Source organism: Pseudoxanthomonas sp. PXM02 (assembly GCF_014851805.1).
Taxonomy (GTDB): Bacteria; Pseudomonadota; Gammaproteobacteria; order Xanthomonadales; family Xanthomonadaceae; genus Pseudoxanthomonas_A.
Window position 1 is genome coordinate 133,290 of record NZ_JACVAK010000001.1, and the last position, 23,135, is coordinate 156,424.

The 23,135-nt window shown below is 65.4% G+C and carries 21 protein-coding genes; 13 read left to right on the forward strand and 8 right to left on the reverse strand.

Annotated features, from left to right (window positions below; all coding sequences use genetic code 11):
• Positions 1 to 21: 21 nt before the first annotated feature.
• The 5 genes from IB225_RS00560 to IB225_RS00580 all read left to right on the forward strand — a co-directional run bounded on the left by IB225_RS00560 (position 22) and on the right by IB225_RS00580 (position 3,685).
• The gene (locus IB225_RS00560) at positions 22 to 909 is read left to right on the forward strand and encodes a metallophosphoesterase (RefSeq protein WP_192308723.1); all 888 of its coding nucleotides are present in this window, start codon (positions 22 to 24) and stop codon (positions 907 to 909) included.
• Positions 910 to 920: 11 nt separating this feature from the next.
• Positions 921 to 2,048: a GNAT family N-acetyltransferase gene (locus tag IB225_RS00565; protein WP_192308725.1), complete on the forward strand. Its 1,128-nt coding sequence runs from the start codon at positions 921 to 923 to the stop codon at positions 2,046 to 2,048.
• A 31-nt stretch (positions 2,049 to 2,079) separates the two neighbouring features.
• Positions 2,080 to 2,826 (forward strand): leucyl/phenylalanyl-tRNA--protein transferase, encoded by a 747-nt coding sequence (gene aat, locus IB225_RS00570; RefSeq protein WP_192310799.1) that lies wholly within the window; start codon positions 2,080 to 2,082, stop codon positions 2,824 to 2,826.
• An 86-nt stretch (positions 2,827 to 2,912) separates the two neighbouring features.
• Positions 2,913 to 3,131 (forward strand): translation initiation factor IF-1, encoded by a 219-nt coding sequence (gene infA / locus IB225_RS00575; protein ID WP_055943174.1) that lies wholly within the window; start codon positions 2,913 to 2,915, stop codon positions 3,129 to 3,131.
• Positions 3,132 to 3,316: 185 nt separating this feature from the next.
• Positions 3,317 to 3,685, forward strand: a complete 369-nt coding sequence (locus IB225_RS00580) for a hypothetical protein (RefSeq protein WP_192308727.1) — start codon at positions 3,317 to 3,319, stop codon at positions 3,683 to 3,685.
• 47 nt (positions 3,686 to 3,732) lie between these two features.
• Here IB225_RS00580 and clpA read toward each other — a convergent pair whose 3' ends face one another.
• Positions 3,733 to 6,015: an ATP-dependent Clp protease ATP-binding subunit ClpA gene (gene clpA, locus IB225_RS00585; RefSeq protein WP_192308728.1), complete on the reverse strand. Its 2,283-nt coding sequence runs from the start codon at positions 6,013 to 6,015 to the stop codon at positions 3,733 to 3,735.
• Positions 6,016 to 6,168: 153 nt separating this feature from the next.
• Positions 6,169 to 6,489: an ATP-dependent Clp protease adapter ClpS gene (gene clpS, locus IB225_RS00590; protein ID WP_192308730.1), complete on the reverse strand. Its 321-nt coding sequence runs from the start codon at positions 6,487 to 6,489 to the stop codon at positions 6,169 to 6,171.
• Positions 6,490 to 6,580: 91 nt separating this feature from the next.
• Here clpS and IB225_RS00595 point away from each other — a divergent pair, with 91 nt between their 5' ends.
• From IB225_RS00595 to hflD, 4 genes are read left to right on the forward strand one after another with little or no spacing between them, the layout of a single operon-like run.
• Positions 6,581 to 7,063 (forward strand): hypothetical protein, encoded by a 483-nt coding sequence (locus IB225_RS00595; RefSeq protein WP_192308732.1) that lies wholly within the window; start codon positions 6,581 to 6,583, stop codon positions 7,061 to 7,063.
• Positions 7,064 to 7,525 carry an NUDIX hydrolase gene (locus IB225_RS00600; RefSeq protein ID WP_192308734.1) on the forward strand — a complete coding sequence of 154 codons (462 nt, stop codon included), beginning with the start codon at positions 7,064 to 7,066 and terminating at the stop codon, positions 7,523 to 7,525. It begins immediately after the preceding gene.
• Complete coding sequence (gene mnmA / locus IB225_RS00605) at positions 7,522 to 8,640, forward strand: tRNA 2-thiouridine(34) synthase MnmA (protein ID WP_192308736.1); 1,119 nt, start codon at positions 7,522 to 7,524, stop codon at positions 8,638 to 8,640. Before IB225_RS00600 ends, mnmA begins: the two co-directional genes overlap by 4 nt.
• Positions 8,637 to 9,248 carry a high frequency lysogenization protein HflD gene (gene hflD, locus IB225_RS00610; protein WP_225583149.1) on the forward strand — a complete coding sequence of 204 codons (612 nt, stop codon included), beginning with the start codon at positions 8,637 to 8,639 and terminating at the stop codon, positions 9,246 to 9,248. Before mnmA ends, hflD begins: the two co-directional genes overlap by 4 nt.
• Positions 9,249 to 9,312: 64 nt before the next feature.
• Here hflD and acnB read toward each other — a convergent pair whose 3' ends face one another.
• Genes acnB through IB225_RS00625 form a run of 3 tightly spaced genes read right to left on the reverse strand, consistent with a single transcriptional unit; the run spans position 9,313 to position 12,560 of the window.
• Positions 9,313 to 11,904 carry a bifunctional aconitate hydratase 2/2-methylisocitrate dehydratase gene (gene acnB / locus IB225_RS00615; RefSeq protein ID WP_192308740.1) on the reverse strand — a complete coding sequence of 864 codons (2,592 nt, stop codon included), beginning with the start codon at positions 11,902 to 11,904 and terminating at the stop codon, positions 9,313 to 9,315.
• Positions 11,905 to 11,955: 51 nt separating this feature from the next.
• Complete coding sequence (locus IB225_RS00620) at positions 11,956 to 12,357, reverse strand: type II toxin-antitoxin system VapC family toxin (RefSeq protein ID WP_192308742.1); 402 nt, start codon at positions 12,355 to 12,357, stop codon at positions 11,956 to 11,958.
• The gene (locus IB225_RS00625) at positions 12,354 to 12,560 is read right to left on the reverse strand and encodes an AbrB/MazE/SpoVT family DNA-binding domain-containing protein (protein WP_192308744.1); all 207 of its coding nucleotides are present in this window, start codon (positions 12,558 to 12,560) and stop codon (positions 12,354 to 12,356) included. The genes IB225_RS00620 and IB225_RS00625 overlap by 4 nt, the downstream gene beginning before the upstream one ends.
• A 224-nt stretch (positions 12,561 to 12,784) precedes the next feature.
• Here IB225_RS00625 and acnA point away from each other — a divergent pair, with 224 nt between their 5' ends.
• Both acnA and IB225_RS00635 read left to right on the forward strand, forming a co-directional pair.
• Positions 12,785 to 15,553, forward strand: a complete 2,769-nt coding sequence (gene acnA, locus IB225_RS00630; protein ID WP_192308746.1) for an aconitate hydratase AcnA — start codon at positions 12,785 to 12,787, stop codon at positions 15,551 to 15,553.
• 112 nt (positions 15,554 to 15,665) lie between these two features.
• Positions 15,666 to 16,115, forward strand: coding sequence for an LppP/LprE family lipoprotein (locus tag IB225_RS00635; RefSeq protein WP_192308748.1), 450 nt, complete (start codon positions 15,666 to 15,668; stop codon positions 16,113 to 16,115).
• Here the strand turns inward: IB225_RS00635 and IB225_RS00640 are convergent, their stop codons facing one another.
• The gene (locus IB225_RS00640) at positions 16,116 to 16,556 is read right to left on the reverse strand and encodes a nuclear transport factor 2 family protein (protein ID WP_192308750.1); all 441 of its coding nucleotides are present in this window, start codon (positions 16,554 to 16,556) and stop codon (positions 16,116 to 16,118) included.
• A 114-nt stretch (positions 16,557 to 16,670) separates the two neighbouring features.
• Between IB225_RS00640 and IB225_RS00645 the strand changes: the two genes are divergently transcribed.
• Positions 16,671 to 18,350: a long-chain fatty acid--CoA ligase gene (locus tag IB225_RS00645; protein ID WP_192308752.1), complete on the forward strand. Its 1,680-nt coding sequence runs from the start codon at positions 16,671 to 16,673 to the stop codon at positions 18,348 to 18,350.
• Between the two features lie 268 nt (positions 18,351 to 18,618).
• Positions 18,619 to 19,485, forward strand: coding sequence for a crotonase/enoyl-CoA hydratase family protein (locus IB225_RS00650; protein WP_192308754.1), 867 nt, complete (start codon positions 18,619 to 18,621; stop codon positions 19,483 to 19,485).
• A gap of 183 nt (positions 19,486 to 19,668) precedes the next feature.
• Here the strand turns inward: IB225_RS00650 and IB225_RS00655 are convergent, their stop codons facing one another.
• Both IB225_RS00655 and IB225_RS00660 read right to left on the reverse strand, forming a co-directional pair.
• Positions 19,669 to 21,861 carry an ATP-binding protein gene (locus IB225_RS00655; RefSeq protein WP_192308756.1) on the reverse strand — a complete coding sequence of 731 codons (2,193 nt, stop codon included), beginning with the start codon at positions 21,859 to 21,861 and terminating at the stop codon, positions 19,669 to 19,671.
• A gap of 3 nt (positions 21,862 to 21,864) precedes the next feature.
• On the reverse strand, positions 21,865 to 22,950 hold the full coding sequence (locus IB225_RS00660) for a two-component system response regulator (protein ID WP_225583389.1): 1,086 nt from the start codon (positions 22,948 to 22,950) through the stop codon (positions 21,865 to 21,867).
• Positions 22,951 to 23,135: the final 185 nt, after the last annotated feature.

The window sequence follows — 23,135 nt, forward strand, 5'->3', positions numbered from 1 at the left end:
AACGCCGGGCGTTTTCCAGGGATGGACAAGTTGCTGATCAAGCAATGCTTGTTCTACGGGAGCTGGCTGGCCTGGCCGATGATCGTCTGGCTGGTGTGGCGGCTGCGGGAGCGCCGTGGCCGCTGGCTGATCGTGCTGTTGCTGGCGGGCTGCCTGCTGTTCGCCTGGGCGCGTTTCGTCGAGCCACAACGCATCCGCGTGCAGGAAACGGTGTTGTCCGGCACCGGTGCCGAGGCCAGGCTGGCGCTGATCAGCGACATCCACCTGGGCGTCTACAAGGACCGCGCCTACCTGCAGCGACTGGTGGACAGGATCAACTCGCTGCCCGTCGACGCCTTGGTGATCGCGGGCGACTTCACCTACGAACCCGGCAGGCGATCGCTCCGTGAGCTGTTCTCGCCGCTGGCGGAACTCCGGCGGCCGGTCTACGCCGTGCTCGGCAACCATGACCAGCAGGCGCCCGGGCCCGACATCGACAAGGAACTGAGGGCAGCGCTGGCGGCACTCGATGTCGATGTGATCGAAGGCGGCACCGTTACCGTCCGCGGATTCCGGCTGGCCGGTCTCGGTGACCGCTGGGCGGGCAAGGATGACCCGGCGTTCCTCGCCACGGAATCCTCGCCAACGCCCACCCTCGTGCTCACCCACAATCCCGACAGCGCGATCGACCTCGGCCCGGACACGGCGACCCTGGTGCTCGCCGGTCATACGCACGGCGGTCAGATCCGGATTCCGTGGCTCTACCGTCACGTGATTCCCAGCCGGTATGGTTTCGACCGTGGTGAACAGTTCCTGCAAACACCGCAAGGACGCGTTCGCGTCTACACCACGGTCGGCACCGGCGAGATCGGCCTGCCGATGCGGTTGTTCAATCCGCCCACCATCGACGTGCTGGACCTGCGCCCGTAGCATCGTCGCCAATGGCCGATGTCCGTTTCCTCCACTCGCTCGCCGACGTGCCAGCGTCCGCATGGGATGCATTGCACGACGGGAACAATCCGTTCGTATCGCACGCGTTCCTGCATGGCCTCGAAGCCCACGGCTGCCTGCGCGAGGACTGGGGCTGGACGCCTCATCACGCGACAGTGTGGGAAGAGGATCACCTGGTAGCCGCCGCGCCCGGGTACCTGAAGGACAACTCGCACGGCGAATTCGTATTCGACCACGCCTGGGCGCACGCGTACGCGCAGCACGGACTCGACTACTACCCGAAATGGCTCGGAGCCGTGCCCTACTCGCCCGTCACCGGTCCACGCCTGCTGGCCAACGAGAACGCCCACCGCGCCGCACTGCTGGAGGCGATCCGCACGGAAGCGCGTGACCGGAATCTGTCGTCAGCCCACGTGAACTTCCCCACGGCCCGCGAGGATGCCGCATTCCCCGACGCATGGCTGCCGCGCATCGATGTGCAGTACCACTGGCGGAACCCCGGACACTGGCAGGACTTCGACGGATTCCTGGCCGACTTCGATCACAAGCACCGCAAGAACATCCGGCAGGAGCGCGCCAAGGTGCAGCGCACCGGCGTGACCTTCCGCGTCGTGCACGGTGGCGACGCCACCGACGCCGATCTGCAGGCCATGTACGGCTTCTACCTGCAGACGTTCAATGACTACGGCAACTCACCCGCGTTGACACTAGCGTTCCTGCAACATCTGGCTGGCGCCATGCCGCGCAAGCTGGTGATGTTCCTGGCGGAACACGAGGGGCGTACCGTGGCGGGCGCGCTGTGCCTGCGCGGCGGCGACACGTTGTACGGACGCTACTGGGGCGCCCAGACCAGCCTTCCTGGGCTGCATTTCGAGACCTGCTACTACCAGGGCATCGACTACTGCCTGCGCGAACGGCTGACCGCGTTCGAGCCCGGCGCACAGGGAGAGCACAAGATCGCACGCGGTTTCCTGCCGACCTTCGTCCATTCGCGGCATTGGGTGGCGCATCCGGACTTCTCGGCGGCCCTGGCCCGTTGGTGCGACGAAGAAGCGCTGGCCGTGCGTCGCTACGCCCTCACCCTGCAGGCTCATACGCCCTTCAAGCATCGCGAATGAGGACAACGGGATGGCCGCTTACAATCGCGACATGCGCCAACGGCCGTTCGTCCTGTCCTCCGACCCCCACGCACCGTTCCCGCCCGCCGGCAGCGCCATGCGTGATCCGGACGGCCTGCTGGCGATCGGCGGCGACCTGTCATTGCCGCGCCTACTCAACGCCTACCGGCACGGGATCTTCCCGTGGTTCTCGCCCGGTCAGCCGCCACTGTGGTGGTCACCGGATCCGCGCATGGTCTTCCGCACCGACGCTGTGCGCCTGTCCTCGCGATTCCGCCGCGAGTTGAAGAAGAACGTCTGGCAGGTCCGCGCGGACACCTGCTTCGAGCAGGTGATCACCGCGTGCGCGCAGGCCTCACGACCCGGTCAGTCCGGCACCTGGATCACCTCCGGGATGCGACAGGCCTACATCGACCTGCACCGGAGCGGGCATGCCCACTCGGTAGAGGTTTTCGACGGCGACCGACTCGTGGGCGGTATCTATGGGGTGGCGATCGGCCGCATGTTCTTCGGGGAAAGCATGTTCAGCGGCTGTCCTGGCGGCTCGAAGATCGCGCTGGCAGCGTTAGCGGCACGACTGCATGACTGGGGGTGGCCGCTGATCGATGCCCAGGTGGAGAACCCCCATCTCCACTCCCTGGGCGGATGCCTGATGGCACGCGCCACCTTCCTGGAGCAGGTCGCTGGCCTGGTGGACGAGCCCTCGCTGGATGGCGCCTGGACGGCACGCTTCGGCCTGTTCCCGGCCGCGGCCCTGTCGCAAGCCCCGGTCCCATAACGGAATTTTTGCACCGCGGGCTTAGCTGGCGTACAATGCGCGGCTTCATGGCATCCGCCATCTCCTCGCGGCACATACAGGCTTACATGTCGAAAGACGATTCCATTGAATTCGAAGGCACCGTTGCCGAGACGCTGCCCAACACCATGTTCCGGGTCAAGCTGGAGAACGGGCACGAAATCATCGCCCACATCTCCGGCCGCATGCGCAAGAACTACATCCGCATCCTGACCGGCGACAAGGTAAAGGTCGAAATGACCCCTTATGACCTCACCAAGGGTCGTATTACCTACCGCATGAAGTAATCTTCATGACGCGGTGACTGAAAAGCGGCCTCCGGCCGCTTTTCTCGTTATTGGCCTCCATTGGTCTTCATGACGAAAGGCACCTGGCCGGTCGTCACGCGGACTTCAAGCAGATTCAGGCCGGCAGCGGCGATACGAGTATGGCGATGCGTCCAATCCCGACGCAGACCCAGAAGAGAGCCGCCATGAACTCCCGTCGCCATACCCCCGTTCTGCTTGCACTGACGCTGGCCATGCTCGCTCCAGCAACAGCCATGGCGGGAGAACCCATCACCGACTGCGTGGATTTGGGGAATGACCAAGAGATCTTGAGGGATAGTGGGCAGCAGTTTTCGCTCCGCAATGGCGGCGACCACTACAGAGTCCACTTCCAGCGTCGCTGCGACTCGATCCTGATCGCATCGCGCGTCGACATCCTCTCCCAGGACAAGACCAGTCGCCTGTGTGCGACCGATACGCGCGTGAAAACCGGCCGCGAGACCTGCCATGTCGCATCCGTAGAGACAATGACCGCGGAGGAGTTCGCCAGGCAGAAGAGGCGTGCCTCGCGATAATCAAAAAAGGCGGCCCTATGGCCGCTTTTTTTCTCACCTGACGGTGATCACGACACCGTTGCCGGCAGCAGTCTTTCCGGTTCGGCCTGCGTATCGACCACCAGTTCGCCGTCACGCGCATCGATGCTGACGCGGCCACCGTTGACCAGCTTGCCGAACAGCAGTTCGTCGGCCAGCGGGCGCTTGACCTTGTCCTGGATCAGGCGGGCCATCGGGCGGGCGCCCATCAACGGATCGAAGCCATGCTGCGCCAGCCAGTCGCGCGCGGCAGGCGTGGCCGACAGGCTGACATGCTTCTCCTGCAGCAGCATTTCCAGTTCGATGACGAACTTGTCCACCACCCGCAGGATGTGGTCGAAGCCCAGGCCCTGGAACTGCACGATCGCGTCCAGGCGGTTGCGGAACTCCGGCGTGAAACTGCGGCGGATCACTTCCATCGCATCCGTCGAGTGGTCCTGCTGCATGAAACCGATCGTACGGCGCGATGCCTGGGCGGCACCGGCGTTCGTGGTCATCACCAGGATGACGTTCTTGAAGTTGGCTTCGCGGCCGTTCGTGTCGGTCAGTACGCCACGGTCCATGACCTGCAACAGGATGTTGAAGATATCCGGGTGCGCCTTCTCCACTTCGTCGAGCAGCAGCACGCAGTGCGGCGTCTTGACGATCTTCTCGGTCAGCAGGCCGCCCTGATCAAAACCGACATAGCCCGGAGGCGCGCCGATCAGGCGGCTGACCGAATGCGGCTCCATGTACTCGGACATGTCGAAACGCACCAGCTCGATGCCCAACTGCAGCGCCAACTGCTTGGTCACTTCGGTCTTGCCGACGCCGGTAGGGCCAGCGAACAGGAAGTTGCCGATCGGCTTCTCGGGATTGGCCAGCCCGCTGCGCGCCAGCTTGATCGACGACGCGAGCGTCTCGATCGCGGGATCCTGCCCGAAGATGACCATCTTCAGGTTGCGCTCCAGGTGCTGCAGCACGTCCTTGTCGGACGAGGACACCTGCTTGGCCGGGATGCGCGCCATCTTGGCGACGATGGTCTCGATCTCTTCGACGTCGATCAGTTCCTTGCGCGTGCCTTCCGGCAACAGGCGCTGGCGGGCACCCGCCTCGTCGATGACGTCGATGGCCTTGTCCGGCAGCAGACGGTCGCCGATATGCTTGACCGACAGATCCACCGCTGCCTGCAGCGCGTCATCGGCGTAGGTCACGCCATGGTGCGACTCGTACTTCGGCTTCAGACCCTGCAGGATCTCGTAGGTCTCGCCCACCGTGGGCTCGACGATATCGATCTTCTGGAAGCGGCGCGCGAGCGCCCGATCCTTCTCGAAGATGCCGCGGTACTCTTGGAACGTGGTCGAACCGATGCAGCGCAGTTCGCCCGACGCCAGCGCCGGCTTGATCAGGTTGGACGCATCCATCGTGCCGCCGCTGGCCGAGCCCGCACCGATGATGGTGTGGATCTCGTCGACGAACAGGATGGCGCCGGGGATCTTCTTGATCGCCGCCAGCACGCCCTTCAGACGCTTCTCGAAGTCGCCGCGGTACTTCGTACCGGCCACCAGCGCGCCGAGGTCCAGCGAATAGATGACCGCGTCCAGCAGGACGTCGGGCACCTCGCCTTCCACGATGCGCTTGGCCAGGCCCTCGGCCAGCGCCGTCTTGCCGACGCCGGCTTCACCGACATAAAGCGGATTGTTCTTGCGGCGACGGCAGAGGACCTGGATGGTCCGTTCGATCTCGTCGCCCCGTCCCACCAGCGGATCGATCCGGCCCTGGCGGGCCATGTCGTTCAGGTTGCTGGCGAACTCGGTCAGGGCATCGCCCTTGCCCTCGCCTTCCGGCCCCTCGGCCTTGCCCTCGCCTTCCGGCTGCCCACCGGCCTCGTTCTCCTCGCCCTGCTTGGCGATGCCATGGGACAGGTAGTTGACGATGTCGAGGCGGGTGACGTCCTGCTGGTTGAGGAAATACACCGCATGCGAGTCCTTCTCGCCGAAGATCGCGACCAGCACGTTGGCGCCGGTCACTTCCTTCTTGCCCGAGGACTGCACGTGGTAGACGGCGCGCTGCAGCACGCGCTGGAAACCGAGCGTGGGCTGGGTATCGCGGCCGTCGTCTTCCGCCAGGCGCGACACCGACGCTTCGATCGCCTGCTCAAGGTCGGCGCGCAGACGACCCGCGTCCGCGCCGGTCGCTTTCAGGACGGCCTGCGCCGACGGGTTCTCGAGGAGTGCGAGCAGCAAGTGCTCGACGGTCATGAATTCGTGCCGAGCTTCACGGGCGCGCTTGTAGCACTGGCCGATGGTCTGCTCGAGGTCTTTGCTGAACATGGTTGCCTCCGGGGCCTATGCCGACAATATGCGGCTTGGCGGGCGGTTTTCCATCACCCTACCGGATTTCAGTGTTCAGGGATCGTTGCCTTGTCCCACAGCGGCGGTGCCCCCACACCGTATCCGGCCCTGCGTACCCGCGCCGGTCCCCCGTCAGGACTTCTCCATCGTGCACAACAGGGGATGCTGGTTCATACGGGAAAACTCGTTGACCTGGGCCACCTTGGACTCGGCTACCTCGCGGGTGTAGACGCCACAGACACCGCGGCCGCGGGTATGTACGTGCAGCATCACCTGGGTGGCCTTCTCCAGATCCATGACGAAGAACTGCTGCAGGACCGTGACCACGAAATCCATCGGGGTGTAGTCGTCGTTGAGCAGCAGGACCTGATACAGGGGCGGCGGCGCGACCTCGGGACGGCCGGTTTCCACCATCAGGCCATGGTCGCGTTCGTTTTCATTCTTGCGGGGCATGCGGCAATTATAGGCGCGAGCCACCACCTGCCGCATGGACGCCATGCGTGACCCCGGCCACAATGCGCCATCCCCATCCAACGAGCCGCCCATGAAGCCGACGCTGTCCCGCCTGCCTGCCGCCCTCCTGCTGTGCGCCGCCACGCTCGCCACGCCTGCCCTGGCCGAGGATGCGTCGGTGGACGCCCGCCTGAAGGCGCGCGGCATCCAGTTCGAGGTGGATGGGGACGGCGACTACAAGGTGACCTACTCCTACAAGCAGGAGAACCGCACGCAGCTGGTTTTCGTGTCCGGTCGTACGGAGCAGGTGAACGGCATCAGCGTGCGCGAGATTTTCTCGCCGGCCGGTCGGGTTGCGGCAGACGGCATCGACGGCGCCAAGGCGCTGGCCCTGCTTGCGGACAGCCGCAGCAAGAAGATCGGCGCCTGGGAGATCTCGGGGGATGTTCTGTACTTCGTCATCAAGCTGCCGGACAGCGTCGATGGCGCGGGACTGGAAGCGGCCATGGACATCGCCTCGGAAACGGCCGACAACCAGGAGATCGAACTCTCCGGCGACAAGGACGAACTGTAAGTGAGCTACCGCGAGGGCCGCTTCTGGCAGCCGGACGTCACCGTGGCCACGGTGGTGGTGCGCGACGGCAGGCTGCTGATGGTGGAAGAGCGCGCCCAGGGGCGGCTGGTGTTCAACCAGCCCGCCGGCCACCTGGAACCCGACGAAAGCCTGCTGGAAGCCGCCCGTCGCGAAACGCTGGAGGAAACCGGCTGGGAAGTCGCGCCGACCGCCTTCATCGGCGCCTACCAGTGGAAGGCCGAAACTGGCCGCCACTATCTGCGCTTCGCCTTCGCCGCCGATCCGGTGCGGCACCTGCCCGAGCGGCCGCTCGATGACGGCATCGTGCAGGCCGTGTGGCTGACGCCGGCCGAACTGCAGGCGCAATCCGACCGCCATCGCAGCCCGCTGGTCTGGCAGGTCGTGCAGGACTACCTGTCGGGCCGCCGTTCGCCGCTGTCCACGCTGCAGCAGATCACATGAGCGGGCCGCGGGTCATCGTCGGCGTCTCCGGCGGCGTGGATTCGTCCGTCGCCGCCCTGCAGCTGGTGCAGCAGGGCGAACCCGTCGCGGGCCTGTTCATGCAGAACTGGGCCGACGATGGCAGCGGTGATTGCCGGGCCGAGGACGATCGCCGCGACGCCGTGGCGGTCTGTGGTCGCCTGGGCATTCCCTTCCATTTCCGCGACTTCTCCGGCGAGTACTGGCAAGGCGTGTTCGAGCACTTCCTGGCCGAGTACGCCGCGGGGCGCACGCCCAATCCGGACGTGCTGTGCAACCGCGAAGTGAAGTTCAAGCATTTCCTCGATGCGGCCCGCGACCTGGGCGCCGAGAAGATCGCGACGGGCCACTACGCGCGCGTGGACCAGCACGAGGGCCGATGGCGTTTGCTGCGCGGCGTCGACCGTGGCAAGGACCAGAGCTACTTCCTGCATCAGCTGGGCCAGGCGCAGCTGTCGGCGACGCTGTTCCCGATCGGCGAACTGCAGAAGACCGACCTGCGCCGCATCGCGCGCGAGGCCGGCCTGCAGACGCACGACAAGAAGGATTCCACCGGCATCTGCTTCATCGGTGAGCGCGATTTCCGCGAGTTCCTCGGGCGCTACCTGCCCGCGCGGAAGGGCGAGATGCGTGACCCGTCCGGCCAGGTGATCGGCGAGCATCCCGGCGTGTTCTATTTCACCCTCGGCCAGCGCGAGGGCCTGCAGATCGGCGGCGTGCGTGGCCGTCCGCAGGCGCCGTGGTACGTGGTCGGCAAGGACGTCGGCAGCAACGTGCTCTACGTTGACCAGGACACGCAGAGCCCCTATTTGATGTCCACGCGTCTCTGGACGGAAGCGGCCCACTGGGTGGCCGGCCGTCCACCGGCGGGACGCTTCACCTGCACCGCACAGACACGCTATCGCCAGCCCGACGAGGACTGCGAGGTGGAGGTGCTTGATGACGGCAACGTGGCAGTGCGGTTCCTGCGCCCGCAGCGTGCCGTCACACCCGGACAGTCGCTGGTCCTCTACGCTGGCGATGAATGCCTGGGAGGCGCCGTGATCGCACGCACGGATGCCCCCCTCGAAACGAAACTCGCGGAGCAAGCAGCTTGAGCAATCGATATTCCGACCGTGTGCTGGCCCTTGCCGGGCTGGCACAGGCCCTCCACCAGGTCCGCCGCATCGCCGAAACCGGCCAGTCCGAAGGCGCTGCCGTGCAGTCCGCGCTGGACAGCGTGTTCCGCATCGATGCGGCGACGCCGCTGGCTGTGTACGGCCGCGTGGGCGACGTCACCCCGGGCCTGCGCGTGTTGCGCGGCTACCTGGCCAAGGAAGCGCAGGACGACGGGCTTTCCCGCCTTGCGATGGCCGTGCTGCAGCTCGAGCGCCGGTTCGTGCGCGAAGAAGACACGGTGCATGCCGTCACCCGCGGCCTGGGCGACATCGCGCAGCGCGCCGAACAACAGGGCAGCACGCATCCGGACGTGCTGTCCGCGCTGGGCGGCCTGTACGCCGACACCATCAGCCATCTGCGTCCGCGCGTGATGGTCCAGGGCAATCCGCACTATCTCGGCCAGCCCGGCGTGGTGGCGGAAATCCGCGCGATCCTGCTCGCCGCCGTGCGCTCGGCGGTGCTGTGGCGCCAGCTCGGCGGCACCATGTGGGACTTCGTCTTCAGCCGCCGGCAGATGCTGGACGCGGTGGACGACTGGTTGCCCTGACGGGCCCCGGGCTTCCAAAGAAAAAGGCCCGGCATTGCCGGGCCTTTTCGTTGCCGTTGTGCGATCAGGCCGCGACGGTCTTCGCCACGTCCTGGTACTCCTCGATCTGGTCGAAGTTCATGTAGCGGTAGATCTCGGTGCCCTTCTCGTTGATCACGCCGATGTCGGCCATGTACTCGGCCTTGGACGGGATCTTGCCCAGGCGCGAGCAGATGGCGGCCAGCTCGGCCGAGCCCAGGAACACGTTGGAGTTGCGGCCCAAACGGTTCGGGAAGTTGCGGGTCGAGGTCGAGAACACCGTCGCACCTTCACGTACCTGCGCCTGGTTGCCCATGCACAGCGAGCAGCCCGGCATTTCCATGCGCGCACCGGCGGTGCCGAACGTGCCGTAGTGGCCTTCCTTGGTCAGCTCGGACGCGTCCATCTTGGTCGGCGGCGCGACCCACAGGCGGGTCGGGATGTCGCGCTTGCCTTCCAGCAGCTTGGCAGCCGCGCGGAAGTGGCCGATGTTGGTCATGCACGAACCGATGAAGACTTCATCGATCTTGGTGCCGGCCACGTCCGACAGCGTCTTCACGTCGTCCGGGTCGTTCGGGCACGCGAGCAGCGGCTCGTGCACCTCGGCCAGGTCGATGTCGATGACGGCCGCGTACTCGACGTCCGCATCCGGCTCGAGCAGCTCCGGATTGGCCAGCCACTCTTCCATCTTCTTGATGCGACGGGCCAGCGAACGGGCGTCAGCGTAGCCTTCGGCGATCATCCACTTCAGCAGCGTGATGTTGCTGGTCAGGTACTCGATGATCGGCTCCTTGTTCAGGCGCACCGTGCAACCGGCAGCAGAACGCTCGGCCGACGCGTCGGACAACTCGAACGCCTGCTCCACCTTCAGGTCCGGCAGACCTTCGATCTCGAGGATGCGGCCGGAGAAGATGTTCTTCTTGCCCTGCTTGGCGACGGTCAGCAGACCGGCCTTGATGGCGTAGTACGGAATGGCATTGACCAGGTCACGCAGGGTGACGCCGGGCTGCATTTCGCCCTTGAAGCGCACCAGCACCGATTCCGGCATGTCCAGCGGCATCACGCCGGTGGCCGCGGCGAATGCGACCAGGCCCGAGCCGGCCGGGAACGAGATGCCCACCGGGAAACGCGTGTGCGAGTCGCCACCGGTACCGACGGTGTCGGGCATCAGCATGCGGTTGAGCCAGCTGTGGATAACGCCGTCACCGGGGCGCAGCGAAATGCCGCCGCGGGTGGAGATGAATTCCGGCAACGTGTGGTGCGTCTTGACGTCGACCGGCTTCGGGTACGCCGCGGTGTGGCAGAACGACTGCATCACCAGATCAGCGGAGAAGCCCAGGCACGCGAGATCCTTCAGCTCGTCGCGGGTCATCGGGCCGGTGGTGTCCTGCGAGCCCACCGAGGTCATCTTCGGTTCGCAGTACGCGCCCGGGCGCACGCCCTGGCCTTCCGGCAAACCGCAGGCGCGGCCAACCATCTTCTGCGCCAGCGAGAAGCCCTTGCCGCTGTCGACCGGCTGCTGCGGCTGGCGGAACAGGTCCGTCGCCGGCAGCTTCAGCGCTTCGCGCGCCTTCGCGGTCAGGCCGCGACCGATGATCAGCGGAATGCGGCCACCGGCGCGCACTTCGTCGAACAGCACGTCGGACTTCACCTGGAACTCGGCGATCACTTCGCCGTTCTTGAGCGCCTTGCCGTCGTACGGACGCAGTTCCACCACGTCGCCGTGGTTCATCTGCGACACGTCGAGTTCGATCGGCAGCGCGCCGGCGTCTTCCATGGTGTTGTAGAAGATCGGGGCGATCTTGCTGCCCAAGCAGACGCCGCCGAAGCGCTTGTTCGGGATGAACGGGATGTCCTCGCCGGTGAACCACAGCACGCTGTTGGTCGCCGACTTGCGCGAGGAACCGGTACCGACCACGTCACCGACGTAGGCGACCAGATGGCCCTTGTCCTTCAGCGACAGGATTTCCTGGATCGGGCCGCGCTTGCCGTCTTCCTCCGGCACGAACGGCGCGTCGGGACGCTTGTTCTTCAGCATCGCCAGCGCGTGCATCGGGATATCCGGGCGCGTGGTGGCGTCGGGTGCCGGCGACAGGTCGTCGGTGTTGGTCTCGCCCGGCACCTTGAACACGGTGACCGTCAGGCTCTGCGGCACTTCCGGCTTGCTGGTGAACCACTCGGCGTCGGCCCAGCTCTTCAGCACGGCCTGTGCGTGGGCGTTGCCGGCTTCCGCCTTCTCCTGCACGTCATGGAAGCTGTCGAACATCAGCAGCGTGTGCTTGAGTCCTTCGGCCGCGGTGGCGCCGAGCTCCGCGTTGTCCAGCAGCTCGATCAGCGGGTGGATGTTGTAGCCGCCCAGCATGGTGCCCAGCAGTTCGGTAGCGCGCTGCGCGGTGATCAGCGGCGTCTTCTCGGTGCCGAACGCGACGGCGGCCAGGTAGGACGCCTTGACCTTGGCGGCATCATCCACGCCGGCCGGCACGCGGTGCGTGATCAGATCGACCAGGAACGCTTCCTCACCCGCGGGCGGGTTCTTCAGCAGCTCGATGACCTCGGCCGTCTGCTGGGCGGTCAGCGGCAGCGGCGGGATGCCCAGCGCGGCGCGCTCGGCTACGTGGTGGCGGTAGGCTTCCAACATGGGTGACTCCGGTCGTTCGATGGTGCGGTGGAAAGGGAAAACGGAAACGGCTTATTCGGTTGCAGGCACGATCAACTTCAAACCCTTGAAGTAATCGCGATGGAAAGCGGTATCGAAGGTGATCAGGCCGTCGCATTGCAGCAGCGCATGCGCGCCGACCAGGAAATCGACGATCGGCCGCGCTTCACCCGAGCGCTGGCGGTGGCGGCGCTGCATCTCGCCGGCCCGTAGCGCGGACTTGGCTTCGACCGGGTTGAAGTGGACGCCCATCTCTTCGATCGCAGCCAACGCATCCGCGCCGTTGTGCAGCGAAGCACACAGCTGGGCCAGCGCGGCATCGCAGACCACCACGCGCCCACTGCCGAGGCTCTGGCGCAGACCGGCTTCGACCGCATCGGCGCGCGCGCCATCGGTCAGCAGTTCGATCAGGACGGGCGCATCGACGGCGATCATTCGCTGGCAGCGCCTTGGGCAGTATCCGCATCCAGCGCGAACTTACCGCGCACGCGCGAAATCGCGTCGTCGACGCTCTTCCGCAACACGATGCGGCTACCTTCCAGTTCGACCTTCAGCACGCTGCCCTTGGTCAGGCCCAGGGCGTCGCGCACTGCCTTCGGCAGAGTGATCTGGCCGCGTTCTGCAACAGTGGCTTCCATCAGCGGGCCCTCTTGAGTATGGAGAAATTATACATACTTTGTCTGACATACCCCAGCCCAGAGCCCCGCCATCTGTCATCTCCGCCTGCTGCCACGTTCATCCTTGGTCGGGTCTCCGCCGTCTCAGTCTTGGCGGATAATCCGGGCAAGCATCGACAAGACGCCCGGGATCCGCGGCTTAAGCTGCTCCCGTACCCCTTCCCCCAGCTACAGGAGCCTCCGCGATGAGTGATTCCTTCGCCACCCGCCGTTCCCTGGACGTCAACGGCACGTCCTATACCTATTACAGCCTGCCGGCCCTGGCCGAGCGGCTGGATCCGAAGGGCGGCTTCGCCCGCCTGCCCTACTCCATGAAGATCCTGCTGGAGAACCTGCTGCGCTGCGAAGACGGCGTCACCGTCCTTCCCGAGCACATCCAGGCCGTCGCCAGTTGGGAGGCCGCCAAGGAGCCGGACACCGAGATCGCCTTCATGCCGGCGCGCGTGGTCCTGCAGGACTTCACCGGCGTGCCCTGCGTGGTCGACCTGGCCGCCATGCGCGACGCCGTGGTCAAGCTGGGCGGCAGCCCCGACCAGATCAACCCGTTGATCCCCTCGGAACTGGTCATCGACCACTCGGTGCAGGTCGACGTGTTCGGCAGCCCGGATGCGCTGGACCTCAACGGCAAGATCGAGTTCGACCGCAACAAGGAGCGCTACGGCTTCCTGCGCTGGGGCCAGAAGGCATTCGACAACTTCAAGGTGGTACCGCCGAACACCGGCATCGTCCACCAGGTGAACCTGGAAAACCTCGCGCGCGTCGTGATGACCGGCGAGAAGGACGGCCAGGCCATCGCCTACCCCGACACCGTGTTTGGCACCGACAGCCACACCACGATGATCAACGGCATCGGCGTGCTGGGCTGGGGCGTCGGCGGTATCGAAGCCGAAGCCGCCATGCTGGGCCAGCCCTCGTCGATGCTGATCCCGCAGGTGGTCGGCTTCAAGCTGACCGGCAAGCTGCCTGAGGGCGCGACTGCCACCGACCTGGTGCTGACCGTCACCCAGATGCTGCGCAAGCTGGGCGTGGTGGGCAAGTTCGTCGAGTTCTACGGCGACGGCCTGCAGCACCTGCCGCTCGCCGACCGCGCCACCATCGGCAACATGGCGCCGGAATACGGCGCCACCTGCGGCATCTTCCCAATCGACCACGAATCGCTGAACTACCTGCGCCTGTCCGGCCGCAGCGAAGAGCAAATCGCGCTGGTCGAGGCATACGCCAAGGCACAGGGCCTGTGGCATTCGCCGGACAGCCCGCATGCCGAGTACAGCGCCACGCTGCATCTGGACATGGGCGACGTAAAGCCTTCGCTCGCCGGCCCCAAGCGCCCACAGGACCGCGTGCTGCTGGAGGACGTGAAGCAGAACTTCATCGACAACCTCAAGCCCTTCGCCGATGCCCGCCGCAAGCGCATCGACCTGGTGCAGGAAGACCGCCTCAAGAATGAGGGCGGCGGCGGTACGGCCGTCGGTGCGAAGGAGTCGGCTCATGAGTCAGCGCCCGACAGCGGCTCCGCGATGAAGCTGCGCGACGGCGATGTCGTGATCGCCGCGATCACCTCGTGCACTAACACCTCAAATCCCGCGGTCATGCTTGGCGCAGGCCTGCTCGCCCGCAACGCGGCCGCCAAGGGGCTGAAGGCCCAGCCGTGGGTCAAGACCTCGCTGGGCCCGGGCTCGCGTGTGGTCACCGATTATCTGCAGAAGGCCGGCGTGCTGGACGACCTGGAAAAGCTCGGCTTCTACGTGGTCGGCTACGGTTGCACCACCTGCATCGGCAACTCCGGCCCACTGCCCGACGATGTGTCGGCCGCCATCGCCGCCGACGACCTGGTCGCCGCTTCGGTACTGTCGGGCAACCGCAACTTCGAGGGTCGCGTGCATCCCGAGGTCAAGATGAACTACCTCGCCAGCCCGCCGCTGGTGGTGGCCTATGCCATCGCAGGCACGACCAACATCGACCTGACGACCGAGCCGCTGGGAACCGGCAGCGATGGCCAGCCTGTCTACTTGAAGGATATCTGGCCGAGCAACAAGGAGATCGGCGACTTCATCGCCAAGACCATCGGGCCGGAGATGTTCGCCAAGAACTACGCGGACGTGTTCAAGGGCGACACGCGCTGGAACACCATCGCCTCGCCCGACGGCGACCTGTACGCGTGGGATGGCGATTCCACCTACATCAAGAATCCGCCCTACTTCGACGGCATGTCGATGGCGGTCGGCAGCATCGATGACATCCACGGTGCACGCGTGCTCGGCCTGTTCGGTGATTCGATCACCACCGACCACATCTCGCCGGCCGGCAACATCAAGAAGGACTCGCCTGCGGGTCGCTTCCTGATCTCGCGCGGCGTGCAGCCCGTCGACTTCAACAGCTACGGCAGCCGCCGCGGCAACGACGACGTGATGGTGCGCGGCACGTTCGCCAACATCCGCATCAAGAACCTGATGTTCGGCGGCGAGGAAGGCGGCAACACGCTGTACTTCGGCAGCACGCCGCCGGAAAAGCTGTCCATCTACGACGCCTCGATGAAGTACCAGGCCGACGGCGTGCCGTTGGTGGTGATCGCGGGCAAGGAATACGGTACCGGCTCGTCGCGCGACTGGGCGGCCAAGGGCACCAACCTGCTGGGCGTAAAGGCGGTGATCGCCGAGAGCTTCGAGCGCATCCACCGTTCCAACCTGGTCGGCATGGGTGTTCTGCCCTTGCAGTTCAACGACGGCGAGAACGCCCAGTCGCTGGGCCTGGATGGTTCGGAGGTGTTCGACGTGACCGGCCTGCAAGACGGTGCCGCGAAGACCGCCAAGGTCACGGCCCGCAAGGAAGATGGCAAGACGGTCGAGTTCCGGGCCAAGGTGCTGCTGCTGACGCCGAAGGAAGTCGAATACTTCCGCCACGGCGGCCTGCTGCACTACGTGCTCCGCCAGTTGGCGGCACGCAAGGCGGCCTGATCCCCGCCTCCGGATGCCCGCAGGTACGGCGAGCATCCGGGGGTGGCGCCATGATTGCCGGTTCTCGCGACGATCCTCGTTGGCCCTTTCATGTCGCCCGCGGAGATGTCGAATGAAGGCCGCCTACCTGCTCCCGCTAGCCCTTCTCTTTGCCGCTCCCGCCTCGTGGGCTGCCGGTCCCGATGCCGAACAGGCCAAGCGCATCGGCGAGCAGTTCGTCGCCGGCAAGCAGGCCGGTCATATGGAAAGCTACGAAGCCACCGACGTGACCACCGCCGACCTCAACGGCGATGGCCAGGATGAAGTCATCGTCCTGTGGACGATGTACGGCCCCACCTATTGGAACCATGGCGTGGCCGTGCTTTCGAAACAGGGCGCGCGCTACGCTTTGGCAGGTGAGACAGAGGATGCGCTGGGCATGGTGGAAGGCATGACGGTGGCCGACCGCACCATCCAGCTCAAGACGAAGTGGCCCGGCCCCAACGATCCGCGCTGCTGCCCGAGCGTCGCCAAGACGCTGCGCTATCGCTGGACACCGGGAACGCTCACGCCGGTGAAGTGATCACTGCCCGGGTTCCCAGCGGGCGTGGTAGACGCGCCAATCCCCGTCCTCACGTCGCCATGCGGTCGTGACGCGATACGTACCGGCCTGACTCGGCAAGAAGCGTCCGCTGCTGGAGGTCAGCAGGATGTTGAATGCCACCTCCGCGTTCTCGCCGTCCACCTTGACGTCGAGCGGGCCCGTGGTGGCGCCGATGCGTGCATTCATCAGCGTCTGCGCACGAACCATGTTGTGCAACGCAGCACGATCGATCCCTTCTTCGCCGGTGAAATCCGCGCTGACGCCCTCGATGAAATCGCCGGGCTTGCCCGCCTCCACCGCCGCCTGCATCGCGTCGAACTGCTGCCGCAACTGCGCTTCAGGCGTATCGCCGGAGCAGCTGGCCAGCATCATCGCCACCGCCAGCCAGCAGGCATGCGCACTGAATCCGGTCTTCCTCATCGAAACCTTCGCCTTTTCCATCCGGAACGGTATGCTCCCAGCAGGCGCCATGTCCGGCGTTTGCCCATTGAACGCCGCGAGGCGACCCGAAGACCCTGGGGAGGGAGTGGAACGATGAGTCAGGAACGTCCGTGGTTCAAGAGTTACCCGCAAGGCGTGCCGCAGCAGGTGGACCTGGAGCAGTACCGCTCCATCGTGTCCGTCTTCGATGAGGCGATCAGCAAGTACCGTGACCGCCCCGCGTTCCGCAACTTCGGCAAAACCCTGACCTACGGCGAGATCGACAAGCTCAGCCGGCAGTTCGCCGCGTACCTGCTTGGCGAGCTCAAGCTCAAGAAGGGCGACCGCGTCGCCATCATGATGCCGAACTGCCTGCAGTACCCCATCGCGATCTTCGGCGTGCTGCGTGCCGGCCTGACGGTTGTCAACGTCAATCCGATGTACACGCCGCGCGAGCTGAAGCACCAGCTGACCGATTCCGGCGCCAGCGTGCTGCTGGTCGTCGACAACTTCGGCAAGACCGCGCAGGAGGCCCTCGCCGGCACGCAGGTCAAGCAGGTCGTCACCACCGCGCTGGGTGACCTGGTCGGCTTCCCGAAGGGCGCCATCGTCAACTTCGTGCTGAAGTACGTGAAGAAGATGGTGCCGGACTACGACATCCCCGGTGCGGTCCGCTTCAAGGACACGCTGACGCTCGGACAGCTGCACACACTGCCCGAGGTCGACATCGATTCCGGCGACATCGCCTTCCTGCAGTACACCGGCGGCACCACCGGCGTGGCCAAGGGCGCGATGCTGACGCACCGCAACCTGGTGGCGAACATGCAGCAGGCCGGCGTGTGGGTCGGCACCGGGCTGGACTACGGCAACGAGGTGATCATCACCGCGCTGCCGCTTTACCACATCTTCGCGTTGACGGCGAACTGCCTGGTCTTCATGAAGCTCGGCGGCCTCAATCACCTGATCACCAACCCGCGCGACATGCCGGGCTTCGTGAAAGAGTTGAAGGCGACGCGTTTCACCGCGATCACCGGCGTCAACACGCTGTTCAACGGTTTGCTCAACACGCCCGGTTTCGACGAAGTGGATTTCTCGAACCTCAAGATGACACTCGGCGGCGGCATGGCCGTGCAGCGTGCCGTCGCGGAGAAATGGAAAAAGGTCACCGGCGTGACGCTGGTCGAGGCTTACGGCCTGACCGAAACCTCGCCCGCCGCCTGCATCAACCCGATGAACCTGCAGGCATACAACGGCGCCATCGGCCTGCCCGTTCCGTCCACCGACGCCTGCCTGAAGGACGACGACGGCAATGTCGTGCCGCTGGGTGAAGTCGGCGAGCTGTGCATCAAGGGTCCGCAGGTCATGAAGGGCTACTGGCAGCGCCCCGAGGAAACCGCCAACGTGATGGACGCCGACGGCTGGCTGCACACCGGCGACATGGCGAAGATGGACGAGAACGGCTTCTTCTACATCGTCGATCGCAAGAAGGACATGATCCTGGTGTCCGGCTTCAACGTGTATCCGAATGAAGTCGAAGACGTGATCGCCGGCCTGGACGGCGTGCTGGAAGTGGCCGCGATCGGCGTGCCGGACGACAAGTCGGGCGAAGCAGTGAAGGTCTTCATCGTCAAAAAGGATCCGTCGCTGACCGCCGAGCAGGTGAAGGCGTTCTGCCGCGACAACCTGACCGGCTACAAGCAGCCGCGCCACATCGAGTTCCGTACGGAGTTGCCGAAGACCAACGTCGGCAAGATCCTGCGCAAGGAACTTCGCGAGCCCGCGAAAACCGCCTGAAATCCCTGTTCAGCTTTCTCCCGAAGGCCGGCCCTGCGCCGGCCTTTTTCTTTTGGTTCAGGACTTTAGGGGTCGATTCTAGACGCCTGTCACAAATATCGAGACTGATGGCGGCCCGGCGGCGGGAACTTCCCACAAGCGCGCTTGTGCACTGGATTTTAATTATTCGTTCAGGTGTAGGATCGGCGCGTGATGCCACCTGCGTCACATTAATCCGTCACCCGCTTCCCCTGCCGCGCGGGCAAGAAACCCCTCCAAGGAGCTCTCCATGAACAACGTCGAAAAACTGCAGCGCACCCGTTCCTTCCCGACCATCCGCGTCGAATCCGAGCCGAGCGGTGATGCGCACTGGATGTACATGCATTCGGATGTCGCGCCGGGCGTGCGCCCCTGCTTCCGCAGCCAGATGCTGGACGACGTGTTGAGCTTCATGAACTCGATCACCCTGCGCGAATCCCAGCGCCAGCCGGGAAAACTGCGCCATCTCGTCGTCGCGTCCGACGCGAACGCCTTCAATCTCGGCGGCGACCTCGAGCTGTTCTCGCAGCTGATCCGCGAGAACAACCGCGATCGCCTGCTGAGCTACGCACGCCGCTGCATCGACGGTGTCCACCACCTCAACACCGGCCTGGGTGGCGACGTTCGCACCATCGCGCTGATCCAGGGCGATGCGCTGGGTGGCGGCCTGGAGATCGCGCTGTCCTGCCACACCATCGTGGCCGAAGAAGGCGTGGACATGGGCCTGCCGGAAGTGCTGTTCGGCCTGTTCCCGGGCATGGGCGCCTATTCGTTCCTGTGCAAGCGCGTGTCGCCGCAGGTCGCCGAGAAGATCATCCTGGAAGGCAACATCTACACCAGCGACGAGCTGTACAAGCTGGGCGTGGTCGATGTGCTGGTGCCGAAGGGCCAGGGCGCCGCCGCCGTGCAGACCATCATCGACAAGCAGCGCCGCTCGCCGCACGCGCACCTGGCGCTGAACGCCTGCCGCAACCTGGCGCAGCCGGTCGGTTATGACGAACTGATGGGCATCACCGAAGTGTGGGTCGATACCGCCCTGACGCTCGGCGACAAGTCGCTGAAGATGATGGAACGCATTGTCCGCGCACAGGAAAAGCGCTCCATCCGCGCGGCCTGAAACACCTGAACTCCTGCTTTCATCGCAGGCAACGACAGGGGAAATCAGGGGGTTGAAGCGCATCCAGCGTCTTCAAGGGCGAGTCCGGGCAACCGTACTCGCCAAGGACCTGCCGCCGGCAATCCCGATGCGTCACCGTTCCGCTACTGCCTCCCACCGCCTCGCTGGCGGCGGGCAGCTGCATCAGGACGACGTGCCTTCGTTGCCCTTTTCCACCGCACCACGCACACGCTGACGTGCATCGAGCGCGGCGCGGCCGTGACTCAGATGCGAATTCAACGCCGCCAGCCGATGCCGCCACTCGCGCGTGATCTGCCAGTCGGCCAGGCTCATCATCTCGCCCGCCGCTGCGGCGAGCTTCACCAGACCAAGATTGCTCGCCACGCCCTTCAAGGCATGCGCGTGCTCGCGAAGATGTTCGCCATCGCCCCGCTCCATCGCATGCGCCATTGCGCCAATGCATCCGTCGGCATCGTTGAGGCACTGTTCGATGAATTCGCGCTCGAAGGCCTCACCCATGCCCAGCGCGGTGAGTTCATCCAGCACGCTGACATCGAGCACGCCGTCGGACACTTCGGCACGCACCGGCGCCGTCGACACAGCGGTCGCGGTGACACGACCCGAGGTGGCGATGTCCGCGAGGGCATCCAGCAGGCGCGTGGCGACCACCGGCTTGGCCAGGAACGCACGTGCGCCGGCCTGCTCGCAACGCTGGATGGATTCGGGCGTGACGTCCGCACTCAGGATGAGCACCGGGGTACGACTGCCGCTGCCGGCTTCCATCACGCGCAACTGCTTCAACAGGTCCAGGCCACTCAGGCCGGGCATGTGCAGATCGCAGATGACCGCGTCGTAGGAAGCGGACTCCAGCGCGTCGAGGACTTCCTCGCCGCCGTTGACACAGGTGATGCGGTGACCGGCCTTCTGCAGCAGGCGCTGCACGACCATGCGGTTCGCCTCGTGGTCGTCGGCCACCAGGATCTGCATGCTGCGCACGCGCGCGCGATGGCGCAGGAACGGATCGGAGAACGCGATGATGTTCTCGGCGCTCGTGGTCTCGGGTTCTTCCTGGAGCCACTCGGCATGGCCGTGTACGGCCGGCACGACGACGCGCTCCGGCACCACGTCGAACGGCAGTTCCACCCAGAAGCAGCTGCCACGCTGCTCGTGGCTCTCGAAACCGATGGTGCCGCCCATCGCCTCGGTCAGGCCCTTTGCGATGGTCGTGCCCAGGCCGGTGCCGCCGTAGCGGCGTGAGAGGCTGACGTCGGCCTGTTCGAAGGCCTCGAACAGGCGCTCGCGCAGCGCCAGCGGAACGCCGATGCCGGTATCGGTGACGGTGAAGCGCAGGCGTACGCGCCCTTCCTCGACGTGCGTCGGCGCGACCACCATGCGCACTTCGCCTTCGTCGGTGAACTTCACCGCATTGCCGGCGAGATTCAACAGCACCTGGCGCAGGTGGCCGGCGTCGCCACGCAGCTTGAGCGGAATGGCATCGTCCACCACGCCTTCGTAGCGGACCTGCTTGCCGCGCGCCTGCGGCATCAGGATCAGGCCGATGCTGTCGACCAGTTCGCGCGGCGAGAACTCCACCACGTTGAGCTTGACCTTGCCGGCTTCGATCGCGGAAATGTCCAGCACGTCCTCGACCAGACCCAGCAGCGTGCGCGTGGATGCCTGGATGGTGGACAGGCATTCGCGCTGTTCCGCGTCCAGGCGCGTGGTCGCCAGCAGTTCGGACATGCCCGCCAAGCCGTTGAGCGGCGTGCGGAACTCGTGGCTCATGTTGGCCAGGAAGCGGCTCTTGGCTTCGTTCGCACGGCGCGCTTCGTCGGTGGCGCGGGTCAGGTCGCGCAACAGGCCGGAAAGGTACATCGGCACCGCGATCAGGCCCAGCACCAGGCCCACGCCCAGCGTCAGGTTGGTGTTCCAGTAGTCGTTCATCGCGACCACTGCCGCGAACGCGGTGCTGGCCATCGCCACCGCGACCACCAGGTAGCGGTTGCCGTAGCGCAGGCCGTTGCCGACGGTGATCCACATCAGCACCACGTAGGCCCACGACAGCGGCTCGCCCATGCCGTTCATCGCGGCAGCGAGCAGGCCGTAGTCGGCGATCATGCCCAGGCCGCGGCGCACGTGCGACTTGCCCGGCTGCACCAGCAGCCACGCGAAGATGCCCAGGCCGTTGATCAGCCCCGAGCTGATGATGGTGAGGACGATGGTGTACTGGTCCGCCGGCAGCGCGGCGCGCGATGACGGCAGCAGCGCGTAGATCAGGATGATCGAGATGACGGCGATGCGGATCACGGCCTGGCCGTGCTCGCTGTCGCCGCGATGCGCCAGTCGGGACTTCATCCATTCAATGGGATTGGTCATGGCTCACTCCATCCCTGGACGGTTCTGCACCGTCGAGTAGCGCTCGCAGATGTCGTCCAAGCGCGCCCGCCCACGGATCAGCGCGTCGACACATGCGGGATCGAACAGGCGACCGCGCTGTGCGTACAGGTAGGCCAGCGCGGCATCCTTGTCCCAGGCCTTCTTGTACGGGCGCGGCGAGATCAGGGCATCGAACACGTCCGCAACCGCCACTATCCTCGCTTCCAACGGGATCTGTTCGCCCACGAGGCCATCGGGGTAGCCGCTGCCGTCGTAGCGTTCGTGGTGGCGCAACGCGATCAACGCGCCGGTCTGGATGAAACGGTTCTGGCTGCCGGACAGCAACTGGTGACCGATCTTCGGGTGGCGTCGCATGACGTCGGTTTCTTCCGACGTCAGCGGACCGGCCTTCATCAGCACGGAATCCGGAATGGCGATCTTGCCCATGTCGTGCAGCGGCGCCGCCATTTCGATGGTGCGCACTTCGTCCTCGGGCAGGCCGAGTTGCTCGGCAATGAGGCCGGCGATATGGGCCATGCGCTCCAGATAGGCGCTGGTGCCGCTGTCGCGGTACTCGATGGCGCGCGCCAGCCGGGACAGGGTTTCGCGTTCGCGCTCTTCCACCTCGTGCATGCTGGACAGCAGGCGCTGCTCCAGCGACAGGGCGCGTTGCTTGACGTTTTCGGACTGCTGCCGCAGTTGCAGCAGGTTGCGGCAGCGGGCACGCAGTTCGCGCGGGCGTACCGGCTTGACCAGGAAATCGATGACACCGGCTTCCAGCGCGGCCTGCCGGATGGGCTCATCGCCGACCACGGTGATCAGGATGATGGCGATGTCGCGGTGCATCGGCAGCCGGCGGAAACGGCGGGCGAACTCCAGTCCGTCCATGCCCGGCATGCGGTAGTCGAGGAGCAGCAGGTCGGTGCGGTTCTTCTCGCACCATTCCAGGGCAGCCAGCGGATCGCCGAAATCATGGACGGCCAGCTCGGACGCGATGTCCTCGATGACATGGCGCAGCATCGTGCGCGCAGACGTCTGATCGTCGACGATGACGATATTCAAAGCGTTACCCACCCCTTGGGGCCACATCACGTGGCTGTCGGGCAAGGATACTCCGGCGGTGGCGGGGCTCGCATCCAACATGTCGGCAGTCCTGTTCGGCGGCACGGTCCCGGAGGGGGGCCGCGCTCCACGAAGGGAACCGATACCAATCAAGGAGCCCCCTCCCCTGATCTCTATCGGCGCGGGCGGCGATAAATTGACCGTCCTGCGCG